Source organism: Cellulomonas sp. McL0617 (genome assembly GCF_049994875.1).
Taxonomy (GTDB): Bacteria; Actinomycetota; Actinomycetes; order Actinomycetales; family Cellulomonadaceae; genus Cellulomonas.
Map to the genome: position 1 here is coordinate 853,478 of NZ_CP188256.1, position 12,019 is coordinate 865,496.

Here is a 12,019-nt window from a genome sequence, read left to right on the forward strand (position 1 = left end):
TCTCCGTGGCGCGGGGCCACCGCTCGCTCAGACATAGGTCTGGCTCACGACTGTCTGGGGAGGAAGCGCGTTCGGGTAGACGCGGACCTCGGTCATCATGCCGCCGGGGCCGGGAGGGGCTCCGAAGTTGGTGAGCTTCCGCCAGTCGCGGTTCTTGAAGTAGTAGACGTTGTAGACGCCTCGCGTGTCCGAGCCCGAGGGCAGGGCGGGACTGTAGGCCGGAGCGTCGAAGAGGACGTCCCGGGCCTCGCCCGGTCCGATGTAGATCGTGTTCGTCCAGTACGACGTGTCCACGCCGCCGACACCGCCGTTGCGCAGCAGCGAGGCGTCCTGCCCGATGACGTGCATCGGGATCCCGGGCAGCTGCATCGCGTTCTGCTCGTAGCCCAGGTTCGCGAGCCGGAGCAGGATGCGTTCGCCGGGGTTCACCTGGACGAGCGCCGAGTTGGGCTGGCTGTAGTCGATCGCGCCGTCGTAGTTGGGGTTCGGTGTGCCGATCCGCAGCGATGCGGGCAGGCTTGCCGAGTCGTTCGGGAGCAGGGTCTGCGGGTAGACCCGACCGTTCAGCGTGAACCAGTGCGGGTCGTAGTCGGTGGCGATGGTCTCCTGGATGTCGCGGTCGCCGTCGTGGAAGTCGCGCCAGAGCTCGTTCATGAGGATCGCAAAGTGGCGGTGGTAGCCCGTCGAGCCGTCGCCGTCGTTGTAGGCGAACTTCGAGAAGCCGCCGACGGTCGTGCCGTCCTGGAGCGGCCGGACGAACACGATGCCGGTCATGCCCATCTGCACGTGCTCGACGTCCTCGAAGTGGCAGTGGTACATGTACGTGCCCTCCCTGTGAGGGCGGTAGAAGTACGTGAACTGCTTCGCGATCGGGACGGCCACCGACACCTCGGGGACGCCGTCGTTCAGAGGTGACGGCACGTCGAAGCCGTGCCAGTGGATCGTGTGCGAGTCGACCAGGTCCGGGCGCTGCTTCAGGCCCATGTTGGTCAGCGTGATCTTGATGTCGTCGTTCTGCAGGAAGTCGAGCGTCGGAGCCGTGTGCTTGGCGTGGCCTTTGTACGTCGAGATCAGCTGCGAGACCGACAGGCCCGGGTCGACCGGCACGAACCCGAAGATGTACAGCGGGTTGCCCTCCCGTCCGGGCACGCTGATGTAGCCGTCGGTCGCGATCAACGACAGCGCGGTCGTGGCGGCGGAGGCAGGGACGAGCAACCCCTGCCCCAGCACGTCCACGGCGACCACCGTGCCGAGGGCACCGAGACCCATGAACTTGAGGAAGGCCCTCCGGTCGAGGCCGTTCTGGCGAGTTTCCATCCCACCCTCCCTGGCGACGATGTCGGTCACGGCAGGACCACCGGAACTCCGACGAGCTCGTCGGCCCCGAGGTCCCACGGCGTCCTGACGCGCAGGCTCCGGAGCTGCGGGCGGTACTGGCCGTCGTAGTCGCCGAGACCACCGAGTGCAGGCGACAGCGTCGGCGCCTGGATGCCGCCGCCCGCGCAGGCGTTCAGAGCGCCTGCGGGTGCGGGGAACGCGGTGTTCGAGCAGCGCACGCCACGGTCGATCACGCCCGACCCTGCCGTGATGTGGAAGTTGCTGGTCAGCCCGACGGGTGGGTCTCCGGCCGTGAGGGTCACAGCCGCCGTCTGCGGGTCGAGCCGCGACCCGGTGACGGCCAGCTCCGCCGTGATCCCGATCGGGTTCGCGAAGAGGGGGTCGGAGCTCAGGTTGCCCTGTCCGGCCGGCACCGGGCGCTGCACGCCGTCAGGTCCGAGGATCTGGCCGTTGGTCAGGTCGGAGTACCGCGGCGTGAACGTGTCGGCGTTGTTCGTCGTCCCGTGGATCTCGAGGTCGATGACCCCCTGGCTGACGAGCGTCGCGCCGGGTCCGGGCTGGTCGAGCGTGTACGCGGTGTTGTTCCAGAAGACGTTGTTGAACAGCGCGGCCGGACGCGAGAAGTCCGGGGAGCCCGCGGGGAGCATCGCCTGGAAGAGCGGGTCGTTGGCCTCCGAGGCCAGGCCCGCCGAGTGCGCGTTGCCGTCGGAGTTCTCCGACGACGCGGTCGAGACGTTGCTAGCGACCGTGGTGTTGACGATCCGGACGTTGGAGGAGTCGTCGAGCATGATGCCGCCGGCGATGTCGGCCGCACCGTTGTCGACCACCAGGTTGTCGCGGAGGTTGATCGCCGCGGTCAGGGCGTCGAGAACGAACACCCCACCGCCGTCGTCGCCGCTGTAGTTGGCGGTGATGAGGTTGCGGTCCACGTTGACGGGACCGGTGCCGGCCCCGAGCCCGCCGGCGACCGGCAGCTCGGACTCGATCGCGACCCCGGCGCCGGAGTCGACGGCGTCGTTGTAGTAGATCTGGTTGTCGTGGATGTTGCCGTTCGGGCTCAGCCCGATGTGCGAGACGCCGGCGCCGTAGTTCACGCTGAAGTTTGAGCACACGATGCTGTTGGCGACCTCGTAGCTGTTGGAGTCGTCGAAGATCCCGAGGCCACCGGCCTGCGTGAGGCCGCCGTTGCCGAGGAACCGGTCGTTGGAGACGCGCACGTTGTAGTTGTGGCTTGCGGGCGCGTACGGCTGGCCGATGGCCATGCCACCGGCGACCACGCCGCTGTTGTTCTCGAGGACCGTGTTGGTGACCTGCAGGTTGTTCGCGTTGGCCTGGACCTGGATGCCGCCGGCACCCTCGCCCTGCCCGGTCATGAGTCCGACACCGTCGGTGCGGGCGGCGCTGAAGACGCCGACCGTTCCGGCCGGGACGTTGTACGCGGTCGCGCTCTGCGCCACCACCGTCAGGTCGGCACCACGCAGGACTGTCGGCATCGTCGGATCGACGGCGTACGGAGCGTGGGCCGCGACGGTGGCGTCGTAGGCGGTCGCGTTCTGCTGGAAGTAGCGGCCGTCGATGACGGAACCGACGATGTTGAAGCGCGGGTCCTCAGGGTCGCGTGCCTGCAGCTCGTGGGCACCGATGATGCCGCCGGCGCCGAGCCCCTGGATCTTCAGAGGCTTCCACTGCACGACGTTCTCGTTGTAGACGCCGGGCCGAAGCACGAGCAGGCTGCCCGCGGCCGCTCCGTCGATCGCGTGCTGGATCGCGTGGGCGTCGGTGCCGGCACCGGGCGGTGGAGCGGCGACGTTGACCACCGGCGGGTTGTAGGTCACCCCGCCGCCGGTGCCGAGTGCGTGCACAGTGATCCCGTTGACCGAGGACACAGCGCCGTTCGCATTCGCGGTCGTGATCGTCAGCTGCTTCTGCCCGGCCGGGAACGTGGCGCTGAGCGCGGGCACCTGGATGACAATCGTGTCCGGTGTGGCCCCTGAGCCCGGCGTCCAGCTGACGATGCCGCCGTTGGCGCGTGTCAGCGTGGTCCCCGTTCCGGTGCGGTCGTCGGTGAGGGTGACGGTTCCGCCCGTGGCGCCGGTCGGACCGGCGGTGCCGATGAAGTCGCCCTGGATCGTGATGCGGCGCGGGTTGGCGGCGTTGCCGCCGTTCGCGGCGACTGCGTTCGGGACGTACGGCGTCGACACCTGGAGCACCTCCGGACGGGCCGGCACGGCCGGGTCCTCGCAGCCGGTGCCCGAGATCGGGTCGAGCGGGAGGTCGAGCTGGGTCGTCGTACCCGGCCAGGCCTCTGCCGGTGTGGTCGCCGTGAGGACGTTCGGGTTGTACCCGGCGTTCGGGGCGGCCTTCGAGCCGGGGTCGTCGACCGTGATCAGGTACATGCCCGGGCACGGTCCCTGGGGGATCGGGCAGTTGAACGTCTCCGTCGACGGGACCAGGGCCTCGAACGTGCCGTCCGCGCTGGTCGTCGTGGTGGTGAGGAGGCGCCAGTTGTTCGCGTCGTACGGGAGGTTCACGTTTGGGGTCGCGCAGCCGGGGTTGTCCGCCGGGCAGACCGTGTCCACGCGCGCGTAGATGCCGACCGGGATGCCGACGATGGGCCGTGGCTCTCCGTACCAGGGGGACTGCTTGTCCCGCTCGAAGTAGATGTCGTTGAACACCTGCCCGACCAGGCGGCCCGGCTCCGGCACGTCACCCGTGCGGGTGTCGGTCGCGTTGGTCCCGTTCGGGTCGGTCCGGAAGTTCGTCATCATGTGGAAGTCGGCGTTGGCGTTCTGCCCGTTGGTCAGGACGACGAGGCGCTTGTCGCACAGCGGCGCGTGCGCGCCGGCCACGCCGTAGTACGTGCTCCTCGGGGTGAGCGACGTCTGGTCGATGACGTGGTCGTCGCCGGTGCACGTGGGCGGCGGGATCGCCGGCGTGAACTTGTTGCCCAGGTCGACGTTGACGTCCTCTTCCTTGACCGGGCGGTAGAGGCAGCCAGAGCCGTCGCCAGGGATGGCGCCCTTGGCGTCGCTCACGTTCTGGGACCCGCCGACAGGGTTGCAGGGCCGGGTGTCCGAGCTGTCCTTCGGCATCACAGCGTGCGTGATGTAGGTGCCCGCGACGAGCGGGGTCGGGTCGGTGCCGCCGATGCACGTGCCGTCGTCGGCAGCCATGTCGTACCCGTTCGCGCAGTAGCTCGAGAACGCGTAGCCGCCGTCGAACGCGCCGTCCTTGGTGTGCTCGCCGGTGAGCGGGACCTCGAGGCAGTTCGGGCTGATCTTGGCCGCGAACTGGTCCGTGACGTCCGTCCCGGTGAAGTCCCGGATCGGGCTGCAGCTCTGGGTGAAGGCGTTGCCACCCGGCTGCGGGTCCTGGTTCGCGCTCGGCTGCTGCCAGTGGTCGGTCACGTACTTGTTGAGGATGACGTCGTCGGACGTGTTCGGCACGCCGTCCGGGCCCGGACCCTCGAGGTAGACGGTCACGTCGGGGATCGCCGGCTCGTAGTCCTCGTGCGCCTGGAAGCGCGCGTCGAACTCGTTTCGGGTCGTGGCGAAGTAGGTGATGCCGACGATCTGGCCCGGCGTGCCCGCGGCGTAGTCGCGCTTGCCCCAGTCCACGGTGGCCCGGTGACCCTCGAGCAGCAGCTGGTTCGTCAGCAGGCCGCCGCCCTGGTCGGTCGGGATGCAGTTGGGTGCGGGCACGGCGGGAGCAACCACCGAGCAGGAGGGCGTCACGGCGTCGGTGAGCTCGTCGTGCACCGACGGCCCGGGGTACGCGGAGAACCGCGCGAAGCCCTGCTCGTTGACGAACCAGCGCCCGAGGGCTCCGCCTTCGGCCGTCGGGTACTGGTAGTAGCCGTGGGAGTCGGTGAAGGTCGATTCCTTGATCGAGCCGTCGCGCCACCGCTGATCCATGTCGGTGTTCGGGATCAGGGGCTCGCCCGGGTCCAGCTGGCCGTTGCCGTTCGTGTCCTTGTAGACGTGGCCGTCGAGCCAGCCGAACCAGCGCGAGACACCTAGGCCCGTGCTGCCGTCGTCGCCCACCTCGTTGACGTCGACCGACTGCCCGGCCGCGACCGTGACGGGTTTGAACCGCATGATGTAGGTCAGCTGCTCGTCCCAGACCGCCAGGTTGTAGGTGCCCGCGGGTACGCCCTGGATGTCGAAGTTCCCGGCGGCGTCGCCTCGGCCGACGTAGACGGTCCGGTCGGTCGTGCTGTCGGACAGTGCGACGAACGGGTTCTCGACCGGGTCGTTGAACGTGCCGGTCGTGTAGGGCGCCCATTCGACCCAGTTGAGTGCGGTGCCCGTGACCTCTCCTGTGCCCGCGGTGGCGAACGGCTGAGGTGCGCAGACGAACCCGAACCAGTAGGCCGTCCGGTTGTTCGGCGCCTCCCACAACTGCTCACCAGGTGAGCCGGTCCCGTCGCTGCCCTCCTCGACGGAGGCGAGAAGCTGGAGCCCGCCGTCGATCGTGGTGGTCTGGTACCACTGGCTGTTCGGGTCGGAGTTGCAGGGGCCCTCGGGCGGGTGCACGTCGATGAAGTACGTGGCGGGCCCGAGGTTGTCGATCTGGTTGAAGCCGTCCGCGCCTGTCAGGCACGTGCCGCCGCACAGCGGGTCGTTGTTGTAGTCGACGGTGACGGCGCTGTTGGTCTGCTCTGTGAGGCCGACCTGGAATCCCTGCAGGCCTCCTTCTTCGGTGTCGGGAGCGCCGTTCGTCCAGGCGTTGTCCTGGAACACGAACACCCGGATCTTGCCGAGCGGCAGCGGGTGGTCGTCGTTCTGCACGGTCAGGTCGATGCGGGCGGTCATGGAGCCGTCGGCGGTCGTCGCGCTCGGCAGGGTGATGTGCTTGCCCCACATCTTGTGGCCCAGCGACCGCACGGAGATGAGGTACCGCCCTGCCGGCAGGCTCGCCGTGGTCTTCCCCTGGTTCCCCTCTGCGACGATCTTGCTGTTGCTCTCGGTGCTCACGCCGAGCGGGTCGGTCGGCAGCTTCGAGTTGTCGACGTTGATGATGTAGTTGAAGTTCGCGAGCGCCGTCCCTGTCGGAAGGTCACGAGCGTCCACCGTGACCGCGCACCCAGCGGCCGGGCAGGTCGTCGCAGCCTGCGCCGGCGGCGTGGTGACAGGCGACGCCAGTGCGACGACACAGGTCACGAACGCAGTCGCGAGCGCGGCGAGCGCGCCCTGGGCGGCCCGGATCGGGCGACCGCCGTGCCGTGACCGTGTCCCGGTTCCCGCAGCGGGCCGACGGCGACCCGCCGCCCCGAGGCGTGGGTTGCCCTGACGAATGCCCGACCCGTGTCCGCGCATGGTCACACCTTCCAGGCGGCGCCGCTCCGCTCCAGGCGGCCGTGCCTGGGGGATGCGTCAGCGCCTCCATGGAAGCGGTTGTGACGGCGGGCGGAGCCTTCCTGACCGAATTGTCATCGGGCAGTCACAGCCCGGTCATATACGGCTCCCAGGGTCCAGACCCCGGGCAGCGGTGCTCAACGGGCGGTCTCGACCCCGAGGAGCTCGTCGCCCTGAGCTCCGCCCGGAACCCTCTGCGCGTCGGGGAGTTCGCCCGGGACCTGGGCCCGGGGGCCCAGAGGCACGACCATGAGCATCAGGGCGCCGCCCTCGGCGGAACGCCCGGCCACGATCCGGCCTCCGCGATCGGTCACCAGGCTGCGGACGAGGCTGAGACCGAGACCCGTCTGCGAGAGCTCGTCGCGCGGCGGCTGCAGGTCGCCGTCGGGGCTCCCATTGAGAACGCCGATCAGCTCGTCGCTCAGTCCTGGACCGGAGTCGGCGACGCCCACGGCGATCTGGTCGGCGTCGCGTGCGCCGATCAGGCGCACGGTGTCTTCGTCGGCCGTGTAGCGGACGGCGTTCTCGATCAGGGTGTCGAGGCAGGCGCGTACCCGCTCCGCCGAGCCCTCATACACCCCGGCCCGCGCCTCGACCACCCAGTGCCGGTCTGCCACCTGCGTCCAGCGCTCGGCCGTCTCGCGCAGGATCGCGTCCATGTCGACGCGGGCGACATCGCGATCTCCTTGCAGCCGGATGACGCGGACCAGCCGCTCGGTGACCCGGGTCAGCCGGTCGAGCTCGTCCTGGACGACGGCGAGGTCGTGCACCTTGTCCGGCTCCTGCTCACGGTTGAGGAGCAGCTCGATGTAGCCGCGCGCGATCGTCAGGGGCGTGCGCATCTCGTGGGACGTCAGCCGGGTGAGGCGGTGGGTGCTCTCCGCCCGCTTCCGGTCCCGCTCGGCCATGACGGTCAACTCGGCCAGCGCGAGCTGTCGTCGACGGACGTGCCAGACCATCAGCACCGTGAGCACGGACATGAGCGGGATCTCAGCCGTCTCCTGCCAGCTGAGCACGCCGGCCGCCGCGCGGTCGACGAGGACCACCCCGGTGGCGAGCGTGTACAACGCCAGCCCCGTCACGGCCCGGCTCAGGCGCCAGTTGCCGAGTCCGTACAGGAGCGCGAGCCCGATCCACCCCACGTGGTACGGGATCGTCTCGTTCCCCGGCGACGCCCACATGAGCCAGGTGCAGACGACCGCGAGGGCGACCCACGGGTAGTAGAGGTCCCCGCGGGCCGTGCGGTCACTCGGCGGAGAAGCAGTATCCGACACGACGGATCGTCTCGATCGGAGGGTCCGGCTGCAGCTTGTTCCGTAGCCGCCGCATGCAGACCTCGACGACGTTGCTGCCGGGGTCGAAGTCGAGTCCCCACACGTCGTGCACGAGCTCGCCGCGGGTGCACACCTCGCCATGGCGGCGCATCAGGTGCGCCAGGAGTGCGAACTCTCGTTCGGTCAGCGACACCTCGTGGTCCGCGAGCGTGACCCGACGCCGCTCCAGGTCGAGCCGGATGCCTCCCGCGCGTACGAATCGAGTCTCGGTCCGCGTGACGGTGGTCGGCCCGAGGTGGCGCCGCGTCCGGGCAAGCAGCTCGACGAGCGAGAAGGGCTTGGCGACGACGTCGACGGCGCCGTGGTCGAGGGCCCGCACCCGGGTGGACACGTCCGTGACGCCGGTCAGGACGATCACGGGGGTGGGGTCCTCGCGCTGACGCATGGCCGCGAGCACCGTCAGCCCGTTGCAGCTGGGCATCACCAGGTCGAGCAGGACGAGGTCGATGTCCTCGGCCGCGAGCCGGTCCAGGGCGCGGAAGCCGTCCGCGGCAGACACGACGTCATGCCCTGCGGAGGCGAGCGAACGGCTGACGAGCGTGCGGATCCGCTCCTCGTCGTCGACGACCATCACCGTGCTCACGGGGGTCATCACCTTCCTGGGTCACTGACCCGCGAGCTGCCCCTACGGCCGCGGCCGTTCCAGCCCCATCGCTGAGGCCTCCTCGGTTGGCCGGCGACACGGAACACCGCGAAGTGCGGTCGGGGCACCGCCGACCCGATGTAGTCAGGTACGCACTCACCATGGCCCGCGTCGCAAGAGGGGGGACAGAGCGACATGGGGTGAATTTCCCGTTTGGCCCGATATGAAGTTGATTGAGCAGTGGGGTCGGTCACTCGCGGCGGCCGCCCCGGGCAGACCCGCGATCACGATCAGCCCGACCACGACGAGGACGGGCCGAAGACTGTCCACAGCGTCACCCGCACCCACATCGGCGCAGGTGACGGGCCCTTCGACCGGCGGTGGATGGGGGAATCGAACCCCCGAGGGCCTTTCACCCAACACGCTTTCCAAGTGTCTTCGAGGGGTTCCCTGAGGACCTGGCCACGTGCGTTAGTGCAGGTCAGCGTTGGGTCGCGCACCCGGCGATCGGCCCGGAACGACCGCGCACAGAGCAAAACTGCTACCGGGGACCACCCCAACTCTCAGTCCTGCAGGCCGCGGCGCTCCAATTCCGCCTCAGCAGAACGGGCCTTCTCCCGCCACATGCGACTCGCCTTGGGATTCCTCCCAGTTCCTCGTCCGATAGAAGCGGCCGCGTACTCGTGAGCCAGGCGGATTCGATCACGCAACGTGTCGTCGGTGAGTCCTGGGAGGTCTTTCTCCCACTGAGCGATGAGGCGGCTGCGTGACATCGCGAGTTGCCTGCCCTTCCTCGAACGTCGCTGGACCGCAACCTTCCGCTGGCTCCTGCATGGGTGTATCCGACGCGGGCGGACCGCGGCAAGCAGGAAAACGCGAGCGCCCCATTGTGCGTCCCGGGGGAAACCGCGACGTGGAGCCGCATTGCTCTCCAGGCAAGTGATGCTGCTCGGCTGCGCCCCGATGAGATGGCGCTGGCTTTATCTGCCCGGTGCAGCCTGGTGCAACCTGCGCTCGTTCGCCGCTGCTGCCTCAGGCATGTGCGGCCAGCTTGGTGGTCCACCGGTACGTGACCGCCTCGCCCGTGCGAGAACGGGTGGTCATCGTGTGCACGTCCTCGGTGCGCCCGTCGTCCTGATCGCGGCGCACGTAGTCGCACACGACTTCGTTCGACGATCTAGGAAAGCGGCTCGTCGTCGTCGACCGGGCCGAGAGGCGACCGGATTGGGTTAGCAGTCCGATGATGTGATCGAGCACCCCGCTCGTGAGCGAGGAGACTTTGGCCGTGTCCGTGAGCGACACGATCCACGACGTGCTCCCTGAGATGGTGTATCCGTTCAGGCCACGGCGATCGATCTCGGCCTCGACGCTACGCCGCTTCCCATTCGTCTCGCTGGTCACCTCGACGGCCGCGAGGTCTCCGTTGGGCATGTCGATCTCGAAGTCGTGGATTCCCTCCGGTCTGCCCGTGTCGACGCATCGCATCGGACCAATCAGCGGTGTGAGGCGAATCTGTGCCCAGAGCTCGTTGTCATCAAGGTGAGGGCAGTTCACCTTCGCCTCCGCCCAGGTCCGTTCGAGCTCTGAGTCCTCGCCAGGTCTCGGGTCTTCCGTCACGGGCACATCATCGTCGTGAATTCCGGTCGACCAGGAGGTTTTCGTTCCCGAACTGTCCGTGGGCGACCCAGTGCACCCCCGTGGCGACGGTCGACGTCGCACGGTGAACCAAACTCAGGCGATCGAGGTGTCGCCGTCCGCCCGATGTCGGCCGCGATCGGGGTGTCCGCGGACGATCAAATGGCCCCCGCTGGCACTCAGTGGGCCTCTATGTGCAAGCCCTCGGCTGGATCGGGCCGCGGTCGTAGTCTGGATCGCAGGCGGGTGCGGTCTGATCGCTGAAGCGGAGAGCGGGGCCCGGAGGCTGGAAGCCCCGTCGCGCAGCTTGCCGGAAGGCAGTCAGACGCGCCTCGTTTGCGCCGGCCGCACCCGCCGTCCGTCAGGCGGCCACGGGTGTCGAGGCTGCCGCGGGACCGCCGAGCGCGGCGGCTGCGGCGTCGGCGCGCATGGCCTTGTAGACCTGGTCGGACAGCTGGCGTTTAAGGCACCGGATCGCCTCGCGGGCGGTCTTGCCCTTGGCTCGTTTGCGCGCGTAGTAAGCCCGGCCCTCAGTGTCCGCGCGCGCCTGGGTGATCGCCATGACGTAGAGCGCCCGGTTCAGCCGACGGTTCCCGCCGCGGTTGAGGCGGTGCCGCACGGTCCGCCCGGACGAGGCCGCCAGGGGTGCCGAGCCGTTGGCCGACGCGAACGCGTCCCGGGTCGGGTAACGCTCGATGTCGACGATCTCTGCCACGAACCGGGCGGCCAGGATCGGCCCGGCACCGTAGATCGCGGCAACGTGCTCAGCGTGACCGGCGATCATCTGCGCGATCTGCTTGTGGACCGCCCGGGCCTCCACCACAACTTCCAGTGCCCGCGACAAGCGACGCCGAGTGAGCACCGCGCGGACACGGTCGTCGCCGTCGAGGAGCTCCAGGACGGCGCTGACCTGCGCGGACGTCTTGAGGTGGGGATAGATGTGCTGGTATCCGGGCAGCAGCCCCGTCAGCTCGGCATGTACCTGATTGACGAGGCGGTGATGCTCGTCTACCAGGTCCTCGCGGTAGTCCAGCAACGAGCGCAAATCCGCCGCCAAACCCACGACCAGCCGCGCCGGCGGCAGTCCGGGCTCGCGGCCGGCCAACCGGGCGATCGCCAACGCGTCGACCTCGTCAGTCTTGCCCTGCCCCGGCCGGGCGGCGCGCTCACGCGAGCTCATCGACGTCGGGACTTCCCGCACATCCACACCCCGCCCCGACAGATGGGCCGCGACCGCGCGCCCGAAGTTGCCCGACCCCTCCACCCCGACCCGCACCACCCGATGCGCGCCGAGCAGCTCCAGGATCTGAGCGAACCCGACCTCGGTGTTGGCCACCTCGAGCCCGGCCAGCTGACTGCCCAGGACGTCGACCACCGCGACCGCCAGGGTGTCCTTGTGAGTATCGATTCCCGCGAACACGCGACCTCCTACCCGAACCTGACCGCATCAGGCAGCGGAGCGCATGCATCTCTCGGGACGAGTCCCAGCCCTCTATCGAGCGACACCGCCACCCGTCGAACGTCACCGGAAGGCAGCCACTGAAGAGAGCCACACCGAACCCGGCAGGCAGCAAGAAGACGAGCCATCCCGGCAACGCCGCGTACCCGGAACCACCCCGGGACACCGCGAGCATCGCAGAGATGCAAGAGGAGTCGGGACCAGTGATCCGTTCGGTCAATTGGATGGTTGGCGGTCGGCAGCGGGACCGGCGGCGACCTCAAGTCGTCTGGCGGGTACGCCGATGTGTCATGTGTGGTGGATAAGACTGAAC

General features: G+C 68.9%; 6 protein-coding genes. All 6 read right to left on the bottom strand.

What is annotated here, in order from left to right:
• Nucleotides 1-27: 27 nt before the first annotated feature.
• The gene (locus tag ACPPVS_RS03915) at nucleotides 28-1,317 is read right to left on the bottom strand and encodes a multicopper oxidase domain-containing protein (protein WP_426594683.1); all 1,290 of its coding nucleotides are present in this window, start codon (nucleotides 1,315-1,317) and stop codon (nucleotides 28-30) included.
• A 26-nt stretch (nucleotides 1,318-1,343) separates the two neighbouring features.
• Nucleotides 1,344-6,410, bottom strand: coding sequence for a hypothetical protein (locus tag ACPPVS_RS03920; protein WP_426594685.1), 5,067 nt, complete (start codon nucleotides 6,408-6,410; stop codon nucleotides 1,344-1,346).
• A gap of 422 nt (nucleotides 6,411-6,832) precedes the next feature.
• Nucleotides 6,833-7,969: a sensor histidine kinase gene (locus tag ACPPVS_RS03925; RefSeq protein ID WP_426594687.1), complete on the bottom strand. Its 1,137-nt coding sequence runs from the start codon at nucleotides 7,967-7,969 to the stop codon at nucleotides 6,833-6,835.
• The gene (locus tag ACPPVS_RS03930) at nucleotides 7,941-8,612 is read right to left on the bottom strand and encodes a response regulator transcription factor (protein WP_426594688.1); all 672 of its coding nucleotides are present in this window, start codon (nucleotides 8,610-8,612) and stop codon (nucleotides 7,941-7,943) included. Before ACPPVS_RS03930 ends, ACPPVS_RS03925 begins: the two co-directional genes overlap by 29 nt.
• Before the next feature lie 1,032 nt (nucleotides 8,613-9,644).
• Nucleotides 9,645-10,229, bottom strand: a complete 585-nt coding sequence (locus tag ACPPVS_RS03935) for a hypothetical protein (protein WP_426594689.1) — start codon at nucleotides 10,227-10,229, stop codon at nucleotides 9,645-9,647.
• Nucleotides 10,230-10,608: 379 nt separating this feature from the next.
• The gene (locus ACPPVS_RS03940) at nucleotides 10,609-11,667 is read right to left on the bottom strand and encodes an IS110 family transposase (protein WP_426594690.1); all 1,059 of its coding nucleotides are present in this window, start codon (nucleotides 11,665-11,667) and stop codon (nucleotides 10,609-10,611) included.
• Between the last annotated feature and the right edge of the window lie 352 nt (nucleotides 11,668-12,019).

Bases quoted from the DNA above. Each gene is read 5' to 3' on its own strand.
- ACPPVS_RS03915 (WP_426594683.1), bottom strand. From the start codon at position 1,317: ATGGAAACTCGCCAGAACGGCCTCGACCGGAGGGCCTTCCTCAAGTTC.